General features: G+C 42.6%; 21 protein-coding genes. 15 read left to right on the forward strand and 6 right to left on the reverse strand.

What is annotated here, in order from left to right; all coding sequences use genetic code 11:
• Positions 1-17: 17 nt before the first annotated feature.
• Both QYB97_RS07550 and QYB97_RS07555 read left to right on the forward strand, forming a co-directional pair.
• Complete coding sequence (locus QYB97_RS07550; RefSeq protein ID WP_301165375.1) at positions 18-932, forward strand: formate/nitrite transporter family protein; 915 nt, start codon at positions 18-20, stop codon at positions 930-932.
• A 130-nt stretch (positions 933-1,062) separates the two neighbouring features.
• Entirely contained in the window at positions 1,063-1,572 is a 510-nt protein-coding gene (locus tag QYB97_RS07555) for a TraR/DksA C4-type zinc finger protein (protein ID WP_301165376.1), read from the forward strand.
• Between the two features lie 42 nt (positions 1,573-1,614).
• On the opposite strand, the gene QYB97_RS07560 is transcribed toward QYB97_RS07555, so the two are convergent.
• Positions 1,615-2,277 (reverse strand): phosphatase PAP2 family protein, encoded by a 663-nt coding sequence (locus QYB97_RS07560; protein WP_301165377.1) that lies wholly within the window; start codon positions 2,275-2,277, stop codon positions 1,615-1,617.
• A 518-nt stretch (positions 2,278-2,795) separates the two neighbouring features.
• On the opposite strand from QYB97_RS07560, the gene QYB97_RS07565 reads away from it, so the two are divergent.
• The 7 genes from QYB97_RS07565 to QYB97_RS07595 all read left to right on the forward strand — a co-directional run bounded on the left by QYB97_RS07565 (position 2,796) and on the right by QYB97_RS07595 (position 9,751).
• Positions 2,796-3,464: a C40 family peptidase gene (locus QYB97_RS07565; RefSeq protein WP_301165378.1), complete on the forward strand. Its 669-nt coding sequence runs from the start codon at positions 2,796-2,798 to the stop codon at positions 3,462-3,464.
• Between the two features lie 143 nt (positions 3,465-3,607).
• Positions 3,608-3,829, forward strand: a complete 222-nt coding sequence (locus QYB97_RS07570; protein WP_301165379.1) for a hypothetical protein — start codon at positions 3,608-3,610, stop codon at positions 3,827-3,829.
• Positions 3,830-3,910: 81 nt separating this feature from the next.
• Entirely contained in the window at positions 3,911-4,132 is a 222-nt protein-coding gene (locus QYB97_RS07575) for a hypothetical protein (RefSeq protein ID WP_301165380.1), read from the forward strand.
• A gap of 215 nt (positions 4,133-4,347) precedes the next feature.
• Positions 4,348-6,606 (forward strand): glycoside hydrolase family 2 protein, encoded by a 2,259-nt coding sequence (locus tag QYB97_RS07580; protein WP_301165381.1) that lies wholly within the window; start codon positions 4,348-4,350, stop codon positions 6,604-6,606.
• Positions 6,607-6,624: 18 nt separating this feature from the next.
• Entirely contained in the window at positions 6,625-7,908 is a 1,284-nt protein-coding gene (locus QYB97_RS07585; RefSeq protein WP_301165382.1) for an ABC transporter substrate-binding protein, read from the forward strand.
• Positions 7,909-7,970: 62 nt separating this feature from the next.
• On the forward strand, positions 7,971-8,903 hold the full coding sequence (locus QYB97_RS07590) for a carbohydrate ABC transporter permease (protein WP_301165383.1): 933 nt from the start codon (positions 7,971-7,973) through the stop codon (positions 8,901-8,903).
• 11 nt (positions 8,904-8,914) lie between these two features.
• The gene (locus tag QYB97_RS07595; protein ID WP_301165384.1) at positions 8,915-9,751 is read left to right on the forward strand and encodes a carbohydrate ABC transporter permease; all 837 of its coding nucleotides are present in this window, start codon (positions 8,915-8,917) and stop codon (positions 9,749-9,751) included.
• Positions 9,752-9,821: 70 nt separating this feature from the next.
• On the opposite strand, the gene QYB97_RS07600 is transcribed toward QYB97_RS07595, so the two are convergent.
• The 3 genes from QYB97_RS07600 to QYB97_RS07610 form a co-directional block, all read right to left on the reverse strand.
• Positions 9,822-10,694 (reverse strand): carbohydrate ABC transporter permease, encoded by an 873-nt coding sequence (locus QYB97_RS07600; RefSeq protein ID WP_301165385.1) that lies wholly within the window; start codon positions 10,692-10,694, stop codon positions 9,822-9,824.
• Positions 10,691-11,674, reverse strand: coding sequence for a carbohydrate ABC transporter permease (locus QYB97_RS07605; RefSeq protein ID WP_301165386.1), 984 nt, complete (start codon positions 11,672-11,674; stop codon positions 10,691-10,693). Before QYB97_RS07605 ends, QYB97_RS07600 begins: the two co-directional genes overlap by 4 nt.
• Positions 11,675-11,795: 121 nt before the next feature.
• Positions 11,796-13,115: an ABC transporter substrate-binding protein gene (locus QYB97_RS07610; RefSeq protein WP_301165387.1), complete on the reverse strand. Its 1,320-nt coding sequence runs from the start codon at positions 13,113-13,115 to the stop codon at positions 11,796-11,798.
• 325 nt (positions 13,116-13,440) lie between these two features.
• Between QYB97_RS07610 and QYB97_RS07615 the strand changes: the two genes are divergently transcribed.
• The 5 genes from QYB97_RS07615 (at position 13,441) to QYB97_RS07635 (ending at position 16,354) form a co-directional block, all read left to right on the forward strand.
• Complete coding sequence (locus QYB97_RS07615) at positions 13,441-13,992, forward strand: DJ-1/PfpI family protein (protein ID WP_301165388.1); 552 nt, start codon at positions 13,441-13,443, stop codon at positions 13,990-13,992.
• A gap of 72 nt (positions 13,993-14,064) precedes the next feature.
• Positions 14,065-14,229 (forward strand): YtzI protein, encoded by a 165-nt coding sequence (gene ytzI / locus QYB97_RS07620; protein WP_301165389.1) that lies wholly within the window; start codon positions 14,065-14,067, stop codon positions 14,227-14,229.
• 183 nt (positions 14,230-14,412) lie between these two features.
• Positions 14,413-15,339, forward strand: coding sequence for a DNA-3-methyladenine glycosylase family protein (locus QYB97_RS07625; protein ID WP_301165390.1), 927 nt, complete (start codon positions 14,413-14,415; stop codon positions 15,337-15,339).
• Positions 15,340-15,359: 20 nt separating this feature from the next.
• Positions 15,360-15,776, forward strand: coding sequence for a CBS domain-containing protein (locus QYB97_RS07630; RefSeq protein ID WP_301165391.1), 417 nt, complete (start codon positions 15,360-15,362; stop codon positions 15,774-15,776).
• Between the two features lie 5 nt (positions 15,777-15,781).
• Positions 15,782-16,354 (forward strand): GNAT family N-acetyltransferase, encoded by a 573-nt coding sequence (locus tag QYB97_RS07635; protein ID WP_301165392.1) that lies wholly within the window; start codon positions 15,782-15,784, stop codon positions 16,352-16,354.
• Between the two features lie 53 nt (positions 16,355-16,407).
• On the opposite strand, the gene bacA is transcribed toward QYB97_RS07635, so the two are convergent.
• Positions 16,408-17,211, reverse strand: coding sequence for an undecaprenyl-diphosphate phosphatase (bacA, locus tag QYB97_RS07640; RefSeq protein WP_301165695.1), 804 nt, complete (start codon positions 17,209-17,211; stop codon positions 16,408-16,410).
• A 200-nt stretch (positions 17,212-17,411) separates the two neighbouring features.
• Positions 17,412-18,317, reverse strand: a complete 906-nt coding sequence (locus tag QYB97_RS07645; RefSeq protein ID WP_301165393.1) for a peptidoglycan-binding protein — start codon at positions 18,315-18,317, stop codon at positions 17,412-17,414.
• Between the two features lie 295 nt (positions 18,318-18,612).
• Here QYB97_RS07645 and QYB97_RS07650 point away from each other — a divergent pair, with 295 nt between their 5' ends.
• On the forward strand, positions 18,613-19,563 hold the full coding sequence (locus QYB97_RS07650; protein ID WP_301165394.1) for an aldo/keto reductase family protein: 951 nt from the start codon (positions 18,613-18,615) through the stop codon (positions 19,561-19,563).
• Positions 19,564-19,571 lie beyond the last annotated feature (8 nt).

Consider the following 19,571-nt stretch of genomic DNA (forward strand, 5'->3'; position numbering starts at 1 on the left):
GAAATGGAGGGGTATGAATGAGCGCAGGTACCAATAGCGAAACTAAAAAAGCATCAAAACCCATAAAACCGGAGCGTCAATATTTTTTTCCTGCTCAGATTGTGGAAAGCTTTATTGAAAAAGGAAAGGAATCCCTGCAAACGTCTTACATGGCCCAGTTTATTCTCTCGAGCCTGGCTGGAGCGTTCATCGCCTTTGGAGCTCTCGGTTCAGTATTGCTGACCATGCAAGTGGACAGCCAGGGTGTAATGAATCTGCTTGCAGGTGTCGGTTTTACGATCGGCTATGCCATGGTCTTTTTATCAGGCTCTATCCTCTTTACTGAGGTAAACATACTCCTGCCCAGCTATATCATGCAAAGCAATTACTGGATCAGCAAAAAATTGCTCTATTTTTGGCTTATCTGTTACATAGGAAACTTTCTTGGTGCGTTGTTTGTCGGCTTCCTGCTTAATTTTTCAGGATCGCTGCATGGTGAATTTTATGAACACCTGCTCACATTCATGGAAAAGAAAATGGAATTCACACATCGCGGAACATGGGGCTGGTTCCAGGTCCTTTTCTCAGGCATTCTTGCCAACTGGCTGATTGGAGCGGCAGCAATCCTGGCTACTGCTGCAAGAGATGTCGTAGGGAAAATCCTCGGCATCATGCTTCCTGTCATTATCTTTGAAGCCGGAAACTTTCAGCATGCCGTAGCGAATATGGGGTATTTCAGCATTTCTGTACTTGAAGGCTTTGATATCAGCTGGTACAAGTTCATTCTTTTAAATCTGATTCCCGCAACCATTGGTAATTTAATCGGGGGCGGAATCCTCGTATCCCTTCTTTTATCCTATGCGTATAAAGAAGAAATTGATGAAGGAGTACTGGGGGAAGAAGAAGAGGCAATTGATGAAATGGAGCATAAAGACAAACATGCCAAAGAATAAAGCCGCCCGTTCAAACGGGAGGCTTTTTTTACAGAAGAATAAAGTTTATGCCTGTTCGGAGGGTTAGTGCGTGTTATTTTCGGTAAAACAGGGTAAATACTAATCACTAACAAGTATGAGGAGGACCATCATGAGCTTAACTAAACAACAAATCAACGAACTCGAACAATCATTGCTGGGGATGAAGAAACAACTTGAGGAACAGCAGGAATTAAGGGAGAACGACGAAAGCCTGCAAGAGTCTACAGGGGAAATTAGCTCAGTTGACAGCCACTTTGGTGATATGGGGAGTGAATTATATGACCGCGAATTGGCAATGGCGCTTGATGAAAATCAAGAGGAAATTCTTGAAGACATTAACCAGGCGCTCCAGCGTATCGAAGAGGGTACCTACGGGAAATGCGTTGACACGGGAGAGGAAATACCTTATGAAAGATTAAAGGTCCTTCCTTATGCCAAACGGACCGTTGCAGCCCAGGAAGTAGCGGACAGGGAAGGTAAAGTGAGTGACGAGTACGAAATCGAAGAGCCCTCGTTTGTTCGTAAGGGAGAAGGGAATCTCGAAGACAGCAGGATGAGAACAGTAGACGAAATTATGGACACACATGGAAATGCTTCAAACAAAGGAGAGGACGCTTGAGCCGCTCCTTATTTTTTTACAATAAAAAAGCAGCAGTGCCCTTTAACGGGGTTCTGCTGCTTTTTTGTCTTTGGCATACTTTTTGCTGTTCGCGTATTCCAGGATGGCCTTAAAGTAAAAGATGGAGTGAAACAAAATGTTTCCGAGCAGGATACCTGCAAATGCATCGAGAATGACATGCTGTTTAACAAAAAGAGTGGATAAAATAATCAAATATCCGATCAATGCCACCGCAGCAACAAAAACGGGAGTTTTTGTTTTACAATGGCGGGACGCAATGACCATAAGATAGCTGCTCAGCACGTGTATGCTTGGAAAACAATTGTACGGTTCATCTGCCGAATACACATAACGGATCATGGACGTAAACAGGCTGTTTCCTTCAAGGTGCGGTCTTGGAACAGTAGTCTGAAAAAAGAAGTAAATAACATAACAGATGGCCATTCCGACGGTAAGGCTCAGCAACGTCTTATAATAGAGAGACCGGTCATAAACAAAAAAATAAAACAGCATGCCAAAGATGAAGATGTACCAAAAGACATACGGTATGATGAAGGCTTCAATAAAAGGAATTTGCTGGTCGAACGATGTGCTAAGGCTCCTGGCTCCACGGGCTCCATTATTGAGCAACTCATAAAAAGAGTGCAAAAGCGGAATAGAGAGCATTAAGCACAAAGGAAAGAAATGAAGTTTTAATTTACTCAAAGTCACTACTCCTTTAGCCGTGATAAAAAAGTACTTGCTAACTATGTATTACCCTATTCTGCCCGGTTGAACACTTTATGTCACATGCAGGAGAATACCACATTATACCATATTTCTGGAAATGCCGGCTTTTCCAAAAGCAGGAAAGGATGTTCGATATTGTGAAGGTTCTTGTCCATCATAGCGTAAAAATAGGCCGCTGGCACTCTTTAAAAGAAGGATTTTTAGGAAAGAATGCTATATGTCACTATACTTTACAGTTATATAGGTCTAAAGAACCACGCAAGATAGCGGGTAGAGCAAATGACGGAAACCCTTCTCCATATTTTAACTGGTATTGACAAATATTGAGTGATTATTTAGGTTTAATGTCATGAAAAAGCGGGAATTATCTCTTTTTGTAATATTACTGTAATCTTCCTAAAACACGTATGTCATATTTTGTTGGTAGAATCTAAGTAAGTTAGCAAGAAGAAAATACCAACATTGGTAATACAGATTTTAGGGGGATACATGCTTTGAAAAAAATGGTAGCGGCAGCGGCACTGGTAGGAATGATGGCCTTCAATCCGATTGTAGGGAAAGCAGCGCTTGGCGATCACACTTTAAAACAAGGTATGACCAGTAAAGACGTACAGCAATTACAAACAGTACTAAAGAAAAAAGGATATTTCACATATAAAAAGACAACGACTTATTATGGTACATATACGACTTCAGCAGTTAAAAAGTTTCAAAAAGCAAAACGACTAAAAGCTGATGGAGTTGCAGGCGCAAACACATTTAAAGCACTGGGTGTAAAAAAAGTTGTTAAGAAAAGTTCTTCAAGCAGCTCTGCAAGCGTAGTAAGCGTGGCGAAACGCTATAAAGGTGTTCCATACCGCTGGGGCGGAACGACACCAAAAGGTTTTGACTGCAGCGGCTATATTAACTATGTCTATGAAAAAGCCAAGCGAGTGGACTTGCCACGTACGGTTTCAGGTATTTATTTGAAAGGGACGCGTGTGAGCAAGCCAAAAGCAGGCGATGTTGTATTCTTCCATACGTATAAGAGCGGAGCATCACATGCGGGTATTTATATTGGCAACAACGAGTTCATTCACAGTTCATCCTCAAAAGGTGTAAGTATTGCTTCTATGAAAAATCCTTACTGGGCTCCTAAATATCTTGGAGCAAAGAAAATATAGCAGGAAAACAGGCATACCTGGTATGTCTGTTTTTTTATTGGCGATTTGTAATATTGTTTCACTTTTCTGAATACTATAGTATAATTTAAGAGATATTGTAGGACCTTAATGCAGTTTACCATCCTGAGAAAGGAGTGTTAGGCATGTATTTAGGTGAAACTGTCAAAATTGATCGATTTGACGGAGAATATTTTGAGGTGAGCCAGCAGTGGCTAATGGACATTGTGTGGAACAAATACCACATGCCGCTAAAAGACTTTTTGGCTTCCTATGACAGAAGAGACAGCGATTATATACTATCCCTTGCGAATCAGAACGCATTGGAGTATCAGTTAAAATATGATGAAAACCACTTATTGCTGTAAGTGGTTTTTTGTTTTTGCCGGGTGTCATCCTCTTTGCCCGCTTCATATCATATGAAAGATGTGAGGCAAGGAGGAAGAACAATGGCGAAAAAACCAGCGAAGAAAACGGCAAAAAAGACATCCAAGTATGATCAGGCGGTTAACAAGTATGCGCATACTGTAAAAATGGTAACAAGCTCAACGTGCATTTCATGCAAAACCCAGTGTGCAAGAGGACTGGCATATATTGAAAAAATGAATTGTCCGGGAGCAGTTGGCCATGGAGTCCCTTGCCATCTGACAAAAGGAAAGGGAACAAAATAAAAAGGTATTGCACGGCATCGCTTCATCTCAAAATTGGCCAGATTCTATCGGGGATGAAGCAGTGCTTCTTTTTATATATATGGAGGATAATGGCAATAAAATGGTTTACACAGCCACCTACAAGGGAAATGTTCAGAATAGTGTGAAGTTCTTTGGCTCTGGCCCATAAAGTAATAGAAACCATACACATATATCCAAAAAGTCAGGTGATAAAAATGAGCAGAGAGTGCAGAGAAAAACTGAGTTTAAATGGAATATGGAAATGTGTGCAGGACGAAAATGACCTGCTGGAAGGGAATATCCGAAATAAGCCGGTTTATCATGCTGAAGAATTAACATGGACCGACATCCTTGTTCCAGCTCATTGGCAGAAAGCGGGTTATGAAGATTTTCAGGGGGTGATGTGGTATAAGACGACATTCAGGGCGCCGCCTAAAAAGTCGGATAAGATGTTTTATATTTGCTTTGACGCGGTAGATTATTATTCGGAAGTTTGGCTGAACGGTGTGTATTTGGGAACACATGAAGGCGATTTTGATGCTTTTGAATTCAATGTTTCCGATTTTCTGCATAATGGCGAAGAAAACGTTTTGGTTATAAAGGTTACCTCTGAATTGGATACAAGGCCAGAGAGGAAAAAGATTGCCAAGGGAGGACTTTATCATTGGGACTGCCTGCCGGTTAACCAGGAAGGGCTCACCGATTGTCCCGAGGTCCCGTCTTCTGTCAACGCCCATTATCCGAATCCACTCATAAACCCGGGCGGCATTTGGAAGGATGTTTATCTGGAGGAACGAGGCAAGGTACATATTGAACATATCCAGATTACTCCTTACTTGAAGGATGACTATAAGAAAGCGACCATCTATCTGGACGTTGAATTAAACAATAATAACAGCAAGGAAGCAAAAATTGATGTAGAGGTCTCCTTTTTGCCGCATAATTTCAGGGGGAAAATTTACAGGTGGAAACGGCAGAGTTATTTCCAGAGACCTGGAACAAGCAGTTATTCCATGACTGACCAGCTGTCTCAACCAAAGTTGTGGTGGACATGGGAGCTTGGCTTTCCACACCTATATAAAGCAGTGATTGAGGTCTGGGCAAACGGAGTACTGGTGGATAAAAAGATTCAAATATTTGGAATTAAAGAAATCAAAATGGATGATAAGTGGATCTTTTATCTCAATGGAACAAGGGTTTTCATCAAAGGTAACAATTACTTGTCAGACCAGTTCCTTTCCCTCATGACAAAGGAGTCCTACCAGCTCGACGTCCAGATGATGCTGGATGCCAACATGAACACCACCCGCTTATTTGCCCATGCAGAACAGGAAGAGTTCTACCAGCTGTGCAATGAAAAGGGAATTATGGTATTTCAAGATCTTCCCTTTCAATGGGGCTATGAATCGACAGGGCTTTTTATAAAAAGAGCGGAAGATGTAGCCCGCCGGTTTATCAGGATGCTGTACAACCATCCCTCCATTATTCTTTGGTCCTGCCACAGTGAATCCCGCTATCATGATTACAACAAGCTGGATAATATGCTGCTGCGCGTGGTCAAAGAGCTGGACAGCCTGCGCCCTGTAATAAAAAATTCAGTCCTTGTCTCTGATGAAGAGCTTCCACACTATTTTGAAACACTTGATGATTTTACAAATTACATCGGTACGCATTTAAGTGTTCATTGGGTCGGATGGTACTGGGGGAAAATTGAGGATGCAGAGTTCTATAACCCAATGTTTGTAACAGAATATGGAACCCAGTCCATACCGAATGAGGATTCCCTGAAGAAATTTATGAATCAGGAGTCACTCTGGCCGGTTAACTGGGAGATTTACCGGACATGGGGTTTCCAGACTAACATCTACCAGACGATGATGGGATCTGTGATGACACAGTCACTTCAGGATCTGATCGATATCACCCAGGATTACCAGGTGCAATTTTACAAGGAGCATACAGAGGCATTAAGAAGAAAAAAATACAACCAGGTCGGCGGACTGCTGCAATTTCACTTTGTAAATACCGGTCCATCCATTGACTGGTCCATTATCGACTATTACCGCCAGCCTAAAAAAGCGTACTTTGCAATGGCAAAAGCTTTTGAACCTCTCCATCTGTCATTCAACGGGGATATAACAGAAGGTGAACTCGGGCGCACTGCGACAATTGTGCCCTGGATCATTAATGACTATAATGTAATCTTTGAAAATTATGAAGTGACTTACAAAGTGTTCCAGGAAGATGGAACACTGGTTGATCAGCAAAAGTTTTGCGTTCCATTAATCGAGAAGGATTCCGTCCGGCCGTTTGAATCCTTAACGGTTCCTGTAGCCAAAGGGGAAACCGTAATCGTAAAAGGACAACTGAAGGATATGAACGGTGTATTAATCATGGAGAATGACAAAGTGATCCGCTCGCTTCCATCCCAAGATGAAGTGCAGGATCCATTTAAATCACCCATACGATTATAAAAATGAGGAGGCAATTCTATGAAAAAGGGAGTATTGCTGCTATTTTGCCTGATATTTGCGTTTTCAATGGCTGGCTGTTCCAACGACAAGCAGGGAGCATCAGGAACAGAGAAAGGCGGAGAGGTTCAGCTCAAGATGTGGGCGCACCAGGGCCAGCCGAAGGAAGTCGATTTTTATAAAAAAAGGATTGATGAGTTTAACAAGGAACATAAAGGTAAAATTAATGTAAAACTTGATATCATTCCAAGCGGGGCAGGTCACGCATACGAAGACAAAATCAATGCAGCTGCCACCTCCAATGGACTGCCGGATGTCCTCGATATGGATGGGCCGTTTGTCGGAAACTATGCAGCTACCGGTATCCTTGCTCCGATTGATGATTATGTAGATAAAAAGGACAAACAGGATTTTGCCAAATCCATCATCCAGCAAGGTACATATGACGGCAAGCTTTATGCGCTGGGAGCAATGGAGTCATCCATCGCAGTCTTTTATAACAAAAAGCTGTTAAAAGAAGCAGGGATTCAGGCCCCTGAAACTCTTGATAAAGCATGGACGTGGGATCAATTCATGGAAGCATCCAAGAAATTGACAAAAGGCGATGTAAAGGGACTTACTATGCATATGGATCTTGGGGTCGGAGAATGGCTCACATATATGGGTTCGGTATTTGTCTGGTCGAATGACGGGCTCATGCTCAATAAGGACAGGACCAAAGCAGAAGGCTATTTAAACAGTCCTGAATCAGTAGAAGCATTGGATTACGTGAAGGATCTGTTTAAATCTAAGGTTGTAAGTGTTTCCAACGGACCTGCAGATTTTGAAGAGGGCAAAGCAGCCATGATGATTGGAGGAGTATGGTTGATTCCTGGTTTTGAAGAATATAAAGATCTGGATTGGGGGATGACCTATTTCCCTTATAGCAAAAAGAAAGTTTCGCCTTCAGGCTCTTGGGCATTCGGCGTTTCCAGTCAGTCCCAGCATCCAAAAGAAGCGGCAGAAGTTGCTAAGTGGATGAGCAATAAGGATTCCGTTGTTGAAATCTCAAAGATTACTGGAATGCCGCCAGCAAGAGAATCGGCGTTTAAGGAACTGACGGAGTATGATAAGCTTCCAAAAAAAATAATCAAAGACCAGGTTCTGAATACGGCTAAAGCCCGTCCGGCTACACCTGCATATCCAGTACTGAGCGCTAAATTTGCAGAAGCCTTCCAAGCGGCTACGCTGGGACAGGATGTCAAAAAGGAACTGGATAAAGCAGCAAAGGATACCGACCGGGAGTTGGAGCGCTTTAAAAAATAAGAAAAGAGAGGAGTGATCATGTCACTCCTTTTCATATATTTTTGCTCGGAAAGGAGAAAAGAATGGAACCAGTTACCCAAAAAACAAAACTGAACAATCCGCTGCCCACCGTAAGCCCCAAGCAAAGAAAAAGAAAAAATTTGTTTACAAGTTATGGTTTTGCAGCTCCGGCGATGATCCTGCTCTTTGTATTTTTAATCCTACCGGCTATTCTGGCGTTGTATTACAGCTTTACAAACTATTATCTTCTAACTCCGGAAAAAACGAAATTCGTCGCATTTGAAAACTACAAGCGGCTTGCAGAGGATACTCTATTCCTTAAATCGCTGGGCAATACAGCCCTTTTTGTTGTTATCGTTGTCCCTGTGCAAACGCTCGTAGCCCTGGCCCTGGCCCTTTTAGTCAATCAAAAATTAATGGGTATAAAGTTTTTCAGGATGGCCTTTTTTGCTCCTGTTGTAACGTCGATGGTTATCGTATCCATCCTCTGGACCTTTATTTATAATCCGGACAATGGACTGGCAAATTCCATTTTAAATATTGTCGGTCTGGGCCCATTTCAGTTTCTGACTGATAAAGACCAGGCAATGTATTCTATTATTTTTATGAGTATCTGGCAGGGTGCCGGTTATCAAATGATGATTTTTCTTGCGGGACTTCAGGATATTCCAGATCATCAATATGAAGCAGCATCCATTGACGGAGCCAATGCATGGCAGAAGCTGATCCATATTACCATTCCGGGAATTCGCAATATCCTGGCCTTTATTGCCATCGTGACGATGATTGCAGCGACGAAATTGTTTATACAGCCATTCGTCATGACGCAGGGGGGGCCTCTCGATTCTACGAAAACGCTTGTCTATATGGTGTACGAGACCGGCTTTAAATTCCGGGATGTGGGTTATTCCTCCGCGATCGCCATCTTGTTCTTTGTTATTGTATTGATCATTTCCATTCTTCAGAGAAAGTTCATTAAAGAAAATACAGAATAGGAGGAGAATGTATGAAAAAGAACCGTATCATTGCACAAATCGGATTGTATGTTGTTCTCATTTTACTGGCCATTCTCTTTTTATTTCCTCTAGTATGGATGGTAGTTTCCTCGTTTAAAACGGAACCGGAAATTTTTGCCGACTTGAAATCATTTAGAGCCTTCGTTCCTTATACGTTTTCACTGGACAACTATACAGGGGTTTTTGAACGGATTCCTTTTATCCGTTATTTGCTTACAAGCACTCTGTATGTATCCGTAATCGTTCTTCTCGGACTGTTTGTAAACTCGCTCGCCGCATACGCGTTTGCCCGCATGCAATTCAAGGGCAGGGATCTTCTGTTTTCAATAGTGGTAGCCTTGATTATCATTCCATTTGAGAGCATCCTGCTGCCGCTGTATTTGATCATCGACGAGTTTGACTGGCTGAATACGTACCAAGCGCTCATAATCCCCTTTATTGCCAACGCCTTTAACATTTTTATGTTCCGCCAATTTTTCCTGAATCTGCCGAAGGAGCTTGAGGAATCGGCCAGGATGGACGGAGCATCCACGATAAGAATCTTTTTTCAGATAGTCATTCCGTTGTCAAAACCTGTTTTTATCACGGTGGCTCTGCTGACCTTCATTACCCACTGGGGAGACTTTATGTGGCCGCTGATTGCCACTACAGATGAAAGTGTCAGGCCATTGCAGGTGGGTATGCAATTCTTTTTCCACCAGCCGCCTGTAAGATATGGACATGTTATGGCAGCCCTGACGATGGCTACCATACCGCTTTTGATTATTTTTGTATTCTTCCAAAAGTATTATGTACAGGGTATCGCTTCTGCCGGCATGAAGAACTAATAGGTAATGCTATATCACTTTCAAAACAAAAAAAACGGGTATACCGCAGCGGTATACCCGTTTTTTTGTTTTATCCTTTAGTTCCGGTCGTAATGTTGGAGCCTTCGATAAAGTACCGTTGGAAAAAGAAGAAAATGAGAATAACAGGAAGCAGAACAAGCACTGATGCCGACATCAAATAATGCCATTGAGTCTGGACTGTTCCTTTGAAAGTCTGCAGCCCGATCTGCAGGGTATAGAGCTTCTCATCATTGATGTACAGCAATGGCCCAAGGAAATCATTCCATGCACCATTAAACGAAAGAATGGCTACAGTGATGACCGCAGGCTTCATAAGAGGCATCGCCAGCTTCCACCAGATCTGAAAGTGGTTCGCTCCGTCAATTTTTGCTGCTTCAATCATTTCATCAGGTATGGTCTTGAAAAACTGACGAAGCAGAAAAATGAAAAATGCATTACCGAAAAAGGCGGGAACAATCAAAGGCAAATAGGTATTGATCCAGTGCAGCTTGGAAAAAAGCATATATTGAGGGATCATCATGACAAACCCTGGTATCAGCATAGTGGAAAGTACGAGTGTAAACAGTAAATTCTTGCCCCTGAACCGGATCTTAGCAAAGCCGTAGGCGACAAAGGAGTTCACCACTACGTTTCCAATTACTACACATACCGTAATAAAAAGGGTGTTAAGCGCCCACCGGGTGAAGGGGGCTGTTTGCCAGGCCTTTACATAGTTGCTCCATTGAAAGGAATCAGGCAGAAATGAAGGCGGATATTGGGCGATCTCTCCCGGAGTTTTCAAAGAAGTAGAGATCATCCACCAAACGGGTGACAGGATAACGATACTGCCAAGAATCAAAAGCAAAAGAACAAACATTTTTTTCATTCTGCGCTTAAAGGACATCGTTTCATAGAACTTTGGCGAGTGTTCCTGTGTACTCATTTTTCATCACCCCCACCATAATGAACCCAGCGTTTTCCGAATTTCAGATTGATTACTGTTAAAACGAGGACGATTACAAACAGGAACCATGCCATCGCTGAAGCATAGCCCATGTCAAAGACTTCAAATGCTTTATTCCACATATGCAAATTATAGAACAGGAGGGAATTTACAGGTCCTCCATCACCATTTTCCGTCATGACGTAAGCTTCCTGGAAGATCTGGAATCCTCCTATCAGACTTGTCACAATATCAAAAAAGATGACAGGTGTAATCATGGGCAGCGTAATATGAAAAAACTTGCGGAACGCGCTGGCACCATCGATATCCGCTGCTTCGTACATGGCTTTTGATACGCCCTGCAGACTCGCAAGGTACAAGAGCATACCGCCGCCTACACTCCACATTTTCATGACAATCAATGCCGGTTTAGTCCACTCAGGATCAAACAGCCAGGCAGGACCCCTTACGCCAAACCAGCTCAATGCAGTGTTTACTAAACCTGTTGATGGACTGAGGAGCTGCATCCATAGTAAGTAGACAGCTACACCGGATAGAACAGCAGGGAGATAATAGATCGTACGGAACACTTTTATTCCGGGAATCTTTTGATTAAGGAGCACTGCAAGAAGGATGGCGCCTGCTGTCGTCAATGGTACAGAAAAGGCGACAAAATACAGGGTATTCCAAAGTGAGGTCCAGAACAATCCATCGTTAAAAAACATATTTTGATAATTTTGTGTTCCCACAAAATCCATTTTCGATGTGATATTGTAATTGGTAAAACTGACATACAGGGAAAAAAGAAGGGGACCCAATGTTAATGCCACAAACCCGATCAGCCATGGCGAAATAAATAAAAATCCTGATAGTTCTTCACGTTTTCTTAAGGATTTTATCCTGTACTTTTTTACAGGTTCTGCAACTTCCTTTTGGGCAGCCTGTTTATTCTTTTTTGCAGATTCATAAGCTGTTTCCATCGTAACATCCCGCCCTTCACTCATTATTTTTCAGCAGTCTCGCCGCTTAGCCTCATATGGTTGCATAAACGGCCTGTCTTTTTGGCGACAGGCCGTTTCTTTTTGCAAATAAGAGACTGGGTTATTTGTTTATTGATTTTTCTACTTCTGACTGTGCTTTTTTCAGTGCTTTTTCGGGTGTTTCTTTTCCTAAAAGAACCGCATCAATTAATGGATTGATCTTGTTCTGATAATCAGGGGCATCTGCCGGAACCGGATTCATGGTGGTTACTTGTAAATTGTCAACGGCCTGTTTATAAACCATTTCGTCGTTGCCGCTTAATTTTGAAAGTGCATCTTCAGAAGCTTTTTTGTTTGCCACATTATCAAAGTTTTTGGCTGCCCAATATGATTGAGCTTTTTCTCCTGTTAAATATTTGATGAATTCAAAGGATTCTTTCGGATGTTTGGCACCCTTCGGAACTTCAGCAACAAAGCCGCCGCCGTCGCTCCAGTGTTTTGCACCCTCAGTTTTGGCAGGCATAGGGGCTACACCGAAATCCATGTCTTTTCCAAAGTCCCTGATTTGCGTATAGAAGGTGGCAACGTCCACCCACATGCCCACTTTGCCTGCAATGAAAGGATTGGATTGTTCGCTTCCGAATTCCGCCTTGAACGCATTTACATTTTCCTGGCCGATTCGGTCATTCCAGCTTTTAAGCCATTTTAGTCCTTCCAGTTTTTCAGGTGTGTTGATTTGTACCTTGTCGTCTTTGGACAGAAATCCTTGCCCGTTATCGGCATTCATCAGCCAGCTTGGAGCCCCGAATGAGCCCCAAAGCGGGTAAAAACCAATTCTCTCGTAGCGGTCGCCGCTTTTTTTATCAAGTTTTTTGGCATATGCTTCAAGCTCATCCCATGTCTTCGGCGGCTTATTGGGATCAAGGCCTGCTTCTTTAAAAGCCTTTTTGTTATAGAAAAGAAGGCGGGTATCGGTGTTGAATGGCACGGCATACGGTTGGTCTTTATATAGGACAGTATCCCACAATCGCGGATAGAAATTATCTTTAAAGGAGTCATCCTTTATGTATTTAGATAAATTGGTAGATTGATTGTTTTTGGCGCGATGCTGTACAGAGTTAATATCATTAATGATGACATCGGGAGGATTTCCGGCAGAAATAGCGGCAAGGTTCTTTGTCCAGATATCGCCAAATGGCAAGAAGGTATGCTTTACATAAATATCATCCTGCGATTTGTTAAAATCATTGATCATTTTTTCAATAACAGGACGTCTTGTTTCGGATCCCCAGAATGTCCAGAAATTCAACGTCACTTTGCCCTTTTGATCAGAACTGTCGCCAGAGCTTTTCTCCTGCGGCCCTCCTGAACTTCCCGAGCAGCCGGCAAGCATCCCCAGCATGATTAAAACAGAGATAAATAAGACAGTAACCCTTTTCATGTAGTACCTCCTAGTAAATAAGTAACAGCTTCTTCTCGCAAAAAGCCGACCATTATAAATACCCAAATGGTTTAGGAGTCAAACCTTTTTTCTACAAAATATTAAAAAAAGTCCGTGTTTTTGATAAAATTTTTATTTTTTCTTAGATTTCATAGCGAAGAATGTAGAATTTGGGAAAATAGACGGTTAAATAGTGAGTTATTTTCACAACTTAATCATCAATTTTCCCAATACACACCCTTCTTTTGTATTGATACAATGAAATTAATACAAGGTTCGACAAAAAATGGTATGACATTTGTACCACAGAAATGGATGTGGACACATGAAAAAGAGAGTGCTGGTTTATCTCTATCCCCAATTCAGGGAAGTAGAAATTATGGTGGCGTTATCCGCCCTCAGCCGATATTACGAAATTCTAAGCTTTTCATTACCACATGGGGGAATTACGAGTGAATGCGGATTGCTCGTGCAACCTACCATTAAAATGAAAAATATTAACCCTTTGGAATACGACTTGCTGCTGATTCCTGGCGGACGGCAGGCAGCAAGCCAGTCAGATCCGCGCCTGATCCGGCTGATCAAGGCATTCGACAGAGATGGAGTGCGAATTGGGGCTATTGGTTCAGGAGTGTTCATTGCCGGAAAAGCCGGGGTATTGGAAAATAAAAGTTATACCGCTCCTCTTATGGAAGAGGAGAACAGAAAAATGAAGGAGTGGCTGAGGGGGCGCGCTGTGAACCGGCAGGTGGTTGAAGACAAAAATATAATAACAGCAAAGAACAATGCATATATTGATTTTGGGCTGCTGATCGGGGACCGGCTGGGGTGCTTTTCAAGTATTGATGATTATAATCTATATAAGGGCACATTATAGAGGAACAGTCCATGGGATTCCGTATCTGTCCATGTTAAAATAAGGATTATCAAATAAAAGGAGCTGTACGTCGTGTCAACTCTTCTTATTTCTATTTTGATTTCCGTTATTATTATTTTATTTGTTCTTGTGGTATTCGTTTTGGCGATCTCGAAAGGGTATGCGTATAAACATACAGTGGACAGCCTTGATGATAACCCTCATCTTAAAAAACGAGAAAAATCGGGAGATGCATGACCGGACTGCTGTAAATGAGCGCTGCTGAAGGATTCGGCAGCGTTTTTTTTGCGCTCAATTTTCGGTGGATCACAAGGAGTTAAAATTGGGACTGGAAAGTTTGCGGGCAAGAAGGGATAATAAATATGAGAACGCATACATGATGTGTGTTTTTTTACAAAGTAGAAAGATAAAGGAGAAATTATGATAAAAGTAATTAAACCTGCTTCACCCTTTGATTTCTCTAAAATGCTGCGCAGGGTGAAGAGTCATGGGAAAAATAACATTGTCCATGCTGACCTGGAGAATCAATCGTACAAACGGATGGTCCATGTGGGAAGCCGGCCTGTACTGCTTCATGTAAAGTCCAGCGGAAGCGTTGAAAAAGCGGAACTTTTGATTGATTATCCGAATGGCCTCAGCCAGGAGGAAAAAGATGTGCTGGATGTTACTGTCAGACGGATGTTTTCAACGGACATTGATCTTAAACAATTTTATTCACAGTTTTCCGGGCACAGGCAAATAGCCCCTCTAATCACATCATTTTACGGGCTGCGCCTGATGACGGATCCCGATTTGTTTGAATCTATGGTGAAAATTATCATTGGCCAACAGGTGAATCTAACGTTCGCAGGTGTTTTGATCGACCGTATCATTGATCTTGCCGGTGAGCATCTGGAAGTAAATGGTGAGTCGTTCTCCATTTTTCCGACGGCCGAAAAGATTGCTGCGCTTGATTACCAGGAGCTGAGAGAACTGCAGTTCAGCCAAAGAAAAGCAGAATATATTATTGATTTTGCCAGGATGATAGCAACGGGGAAACTTGATGTGGATGCGCTCTGGGGGATGAGTGATGACGAGGTAACAGAAACGCTGCTGCCGATCAGGGGGATTGGACGGTGGACCATTGAATGCCTCCTTATTTTTGCCATGGGGAGAGCGGATGTGCTTCCCGCTGCCGATATTGGCTTAAGGAATGGAGTTCGAAAGGCATGGGTACTGGATTACCAGCCAACGGAAGAAGATGTCCGGACGCTTGCGGCAGACTGGCATCCGTGGGGCACGTATATTACCTATTATCTGTGGGAGAGCCTTGCGGCAGAGCCCGTAGTAAACGATTTGCAGATTTAGATAGCTAGGAGGAAGGTATCGTGAACATAGCTTTTTTTCTTTTGCCGAAAGAACAGGTTGCTTTTCTGAAGACAAATTCAACCGTCCGACAGGCGCTGGAAAAACTCGAACACCATCGATACACCGCAGTCCCGGTGCTTGATGAAAAAGGAAGGTATTCTGAAACGGTCACAGAGGGGGATCTCCTGTGGACAATTAAAAACACACCGGGGCTGAACTTTGAAACAAGCCACCGGTTTTCCATTTCGGGTATAAAAAAGGAGCGGTTAATTAAATCTGTTTACATTAATGCTCAAATGGAGGATCTCCTGAGTTTGATAGCGACCCAAAATTTTGTTCCTGTGGTAGATGATAACGATGTTTTTATCGGCATCGTCCGCCGCAGTGATATTATTGAATATTGTTCAAATCAGCTGTTTGCGATAAAAGGGAGCTGATGAGTATGGAAAGAGAATCTTCAGTTCCTGCATTTCCCGAACTTTTTACTAAACGATTTCAGTTAAGAGAAATCAAAGAGGGAGATGCAGAGGATCTTCATAAAGTATATTCTGATTTCGAAGTGGTAAAGTACTGGGGAGCGGTTCCGTTTGAGAGCATCGAACAGACGGCTTCACTAATTAATGATTTTCAGAACGGATTCAGTTTAGGGAGAACCATTCGCTGGGGGATTGCCGAAAAAGCAAGTGGAAGGTTAATTGGAACATGCGGTTACCACAATTGGGCCAAGAAGAAATGGCGAGCGGAAGTTGGGTATGAAATAAGGCGGAGTGAGTGGCGAAAGGGTGTAATGTCTGAGATTTTAAGCGTGATTTTGCCCTATGGCTTTCATACAATGGGGCTTAACCGCATTGGAGCGCTTATACATCCGGATAATCACGGTTCTGGCAAACTGGCAGAAAAATTAGGCTTCCAGGCAGAAGGACGTCTGAGAGATTACCAGTTCGTAGACGGAGAATTTCAAGACTTGATAATGTACAGTATGCTGAAAAAAGATACAAAATGGCTCGCCTTATAATGTTTACATCAAAAAAAGATGGCGCATATGCCATCTTTTTTGATGCTTTAAGATTACAGCCAGATGATGGCAGCAAGTACAGCTGCCAGGATAAAGCGGTAATAAGCAAAGGGTGTCAGTTTTACTTTTGCAATCAAACGGATAAAGAACAAGATGGCAACGACCGCTACGATAAAGGCCGTAATAAATCCTGTAATAAAAAACGGCAGGTCGCTTGCGCTTAAATAATCCCAGCTTTTATAGAGGTCAAGTCCGCTGGCCGCGATCATAATCGGAACCGCAAGAATAAACGTGAAATCAGCCGCTGTTCTATGGCTTAAGCCCATCAGCACACCACCGGAAATGGTTGCACCCGAACGTGAAAAGCCCGGCCATAGCGCAAGGCACTGAAACAAGCCGATAATAAATGCCTGCTTGTACGTAATCTGGTCAAGAGTAGCTGCGGTAATCTTCTTTTTCTTTTTTTCAGCGTAAATCATCAACAGTCCGCCGACAATCAGGCTGAATACAACCGTACTTGTTGAAAATAAATATTTTTTTACGGCATCGTGAACAAGAAGTCCAATCACAACGGCAGGCAGCATGCCGCAAAAGATATGAATCAGATTTAGATGGCCCTTTTGCCCATCCTCAGATTCGATTTTGCCCACACCGAGAAGACTCCACAGCCTTTTCCAGTAAAGGACAACAACAGCAAGAATGGAACCGAGCTGAATTACAATTTCAAATGTTTTTGCTTTATCTCCTGTAAATCCTAAAAAGTGCCCTGCGATAATTAAATGTCCAGTGGAGGAAACCGGAAGAAATTCTGTCAGTCCCTCAACCAAACCCATAATAATGGCAATCCAAAGAAACAATACATTCACCAGCCTGTTCACTAAATTAATCAAACACTTACCTATTATAAAAGAAAATAGCTAAAAAACATATAAAGATTGTGTGACAAAGAAGAACGGAGCAAGCCGGTTAGCTGTTCGGGCTCACGTTAAACTTTTCGACAGGTCATCAAAAAAAGAGGCGGCACGCGGCCGCCTCTTTTAACTAAAGTCTATTCTGATTAATCAAGAACAGTAACTTTAACTGTTTTTCTTCCCCATTGGTTGGCAGTATCAAGGGAAGAATAGAATACATCAATTCGGTTGCCATTGATCGCGCCGCCAGTGTCAGCTGCTGTTGCATAGCCATATCCTTCAACATATACTTTTGAGTTTAAAGGAATAACATCAGGGTCAACGGCAATGACTTTTGCATTTGGATTAGATTTAAGGTTTGTCCCATTTGCAGTTACGCCACTGCAGCCGTTGCAGTTTGCTGTGTAAGCTGTTGATTCCACAGAAATCGTTTTACCCTGCTTTTCCTGTGCTGGTGCCTTTGTTTCTTGTGCTGCAGCTTTTGGTGCTGGCGCAGCTTTTGGCGCCGGAGCAGCAGATTGAACCTCTGTTTTTACACTGACACCATTATCGCTGTAAAGCGATTTGATGGTTTGAGGTCCAGTAATGCCGTCGACAGCAATGCCTTTAGCCTTCTGGAAAGCTGTTACCGCTCTTACTGTAACTGGTCCGTAAATTCCATCAACTGTATAGTTGTAGAATCCTTGATCCTTTAATTCACTTTGCAATCCCGAAACAGCATAGCCTTTACTGCCTTGCTTAAGCAAATTGGATTTACTTAGAGAAGATTGAAGAAGAGCTTCTGCTGTTTGCTTTCCTGTAATACCATCTACTTTTAGTCCGTTTTTCTTTTGAAAATCCTTCACGGAAGCCGTTGTGATATCTCCATAGTAACCTGTTGTATCCGTGTAATGGAAATACCCTTTATCTTTAAGCGATTGCTGTAATTGGTGTACGTCTTTATCCCACATACCTTGTTTTAATGTATGGTCCCCTAACGCGGCTTCCCCTACTATTGGAGAACTCATGATTACTCCAGTGATCGCTCCTGTTGCAATTACTTTTTTTAACATATGTACCTCCTAAAGTACGAAAAGTTTTAGTTAAAAAGGATATGATTTCCTTGATAGCCACAATAGCCATTGTACAGGTAGAGTATGACAGGCAGGTTAGAGGGAGGTAACAAAACCGTTACATAATTATTTCAAAATAGTAGTAAATTCATCCATTAATGAGAGATATATCGGCTGTTTGTCCTACTAATAGGGGATATTTTGGATATTTCAAGCTGTAATTCTTTATAATATTTAGAAAACTGGTAAACTTGTATCGTACCTATTTTTCTAAATCGAAAGGTGGAAAATGATTATGGAATACCGTCGTCTTGGGAGTACTGGATTAAAAGTCAGCGAGATTTCCCTTGGAAGCTGGTTGACCACTGCAGGCTATGTGGCCCGCGAGAATGCAGAAGCCAGCATACATAAAGCATTTGATCTTGGAATTAACTTCTTTGATACCGCCAATGTATATATGCGCGGCGAAGCAGAAAAAGTGGTGGGAAACGTTTTGAAAGGTTACCAGCGGGATTCCTATGTACTGGCTACTAAAGCGTTTTGGCCAATGGGGGAGGGTCCCAATGACAGAGGGCTTTCGCGCAAGCATGTAATTGAACAGTGCAATGCCAGTCTCGAACGTCTCGGGCTGGATTACGTCGATATTTTTTATTGCCACCGATATGATAAGGAAACACCCCTGGAAGAAACGCTGCGAGCCATCGATGATTTGATTCGGCATGGCAAAGTGCTTTATGCCGGAGTCAGTGAATGGACAGCAGAACAAATTACAGAAGCGGTAAACCTTGCAGATAAAAAATTACTGGACCGCATTGTTGTCAGCCAGCCTCAATACAGTATGTTGGAACGTTACATTGAAAAAGAAGTCATTCCGGTGAGTGAAAAGCACGGCATCGGGCAGGTGGTATGGTCGCCGCTGGCACAGGGAGTCCTGACTGGAAAGTATAAAATCGGGGAGGATGCCCCAAAAGGAAGCCGGGCCGCAGATGAGAACAGCAAGAAGATGATATCCGGCCATTTGACGGACGAAAATCTTCAGAAGGTAGAGCGGCTAAAAGGAGTGGCAGAAGAGAACGGAATTACAGTGGCTCAGCTTGCACTATCCTGGGTTTTACGTCAGGAGAATGTGTCAAGTGCGATTGTGGGCGCAAGTTCACCGGATCAGCTGGAAGAGACCGTAAAGGCATCAGGGGTCAAACTCGCTGCCGAATCACTAGAGCGCATAGAGGAAATCCTTCAAAATTAATAGGGGTT

This window comes from Fictibacillus fluitans (genome assembly GCF_030418125.1).
GTDB classification, from domain to species: Bacteria; Bacillota; Bacilli; order Bacillales; family Fictibacillaceae; genus Fictibacillus_C; species Fictibacillus_C fluitans.

Bases quoted from the DNA above. Each gene is read 5' to 3' on its own strand.
- QYB97_RS07575 (WP_301165380.1), top strand. From the start codon at position 3,911: ATGGCGAAAAAACCAGCGAAGAAAACGGCAAAAAAGACATCCAAGTAT.
- QYB97_RS07605 (WP_301165386.1), bottom strand. From the start codon at position 11,674: ATGGAAACAGCTTATGAATCTGCAAAAAAGAATAAACAGGCTGCCCAA.
- QYB97_RS07580 (WP_301165381.1), top strand. From the start codon at position 4,348: ATGAGCAGAGAGTGCAGAGAAAAACTGAGTTTAAATGGAATATGGAAA.
- QYB97_RS07585 (WP_301165382.1), top strand. From the start codon at position 6,625: ATGAAAAAGGGAGTATTGCTGCTATTTTGCCTGATATTTGCGTTTTCA.
- QYB97_RS07590 (WP_301165383.1), top strand. From the start codon at position 7,971: ATGGAACCAGTTACCCAAAAAACAAAACTGAACAATCCGCTGCCCACC.
- QYB97_RS07570 (WP_301165379.1), top strand. From the start codon at position 3,608: ATGTATTTAGGTGAAACTGTCAAAATTGATCGATTTGACGGAGAATAT.
- QYB97_RS07635 (WP_301165392.1), top strand. From the start codon at position 15,782: ATGGAAAGAGAATCTTCAGTTCCTGCATTTCCCGAACTTTTTACTAAA.
- QYB97_RS07595 (WP_301165384.1), top strand. From the start codon at position 8,915: ATGAAAAAGAACCGTATCATTGCACAAATCGGATTGTATGTTGTTCTC.
- QYB97_RS07615 (WP_301165388.1), top strand. From the start codon at position 13,441: ATGAAAAAGAGAGTGCTGGTTTATCTCTATCCCCAATTCAGGGAAGTA.
- QYB97_RS07625 (WP_301165390.1), top strand. From the start codon at position 14,413: ATGATAAAAGTAATTAAACCTGCTTCACCCTTTGATTTCTCTAAAATG.
- QYB97_RS07610 (WP_301165387.1), bottom strand. From the start codon at position 13,115: ATGAAAAGGGTTACTGTCTTATTTATCTCTGTTTTAATCATGCTGGGG.
- QYB97_RS07600 (WP_301165385.1), bottom strand. From the start codon at position 10,694: ATGAGTACACAGGAACACTCGCCAAAGTTCTATGAAACGATGTCCTTT.
- QYB97_RS07555 (WP_301165376.1), top strand. From the start codon at position 1,063: ATGAGCTTAACTAAACAACAAATCAACGAACTCGAACAATCATTGCTG.
- QYB97_RS07650 (WP_301165394.1), top strand. From the start codon at position 18,613: ATGGAATACCGTCGTCTTGGGAGTACTGGATTAAAAGTCAGCGAGATT.
- QYB97_RS07550 (WP_301165375.1), top strand. From the start codon at position 18: ATGAGCGCAGGTACCAATAGCGAAACTAAAAAAGCATCAAAACCCATA.
- QYB97_RS07645 (WP_301165393.1), bottom strand. From the start codon at position 18,317: ATGTTAAAAAAAGTAATTGCAACAGGAGCGATCACTGGAGTAATCATG.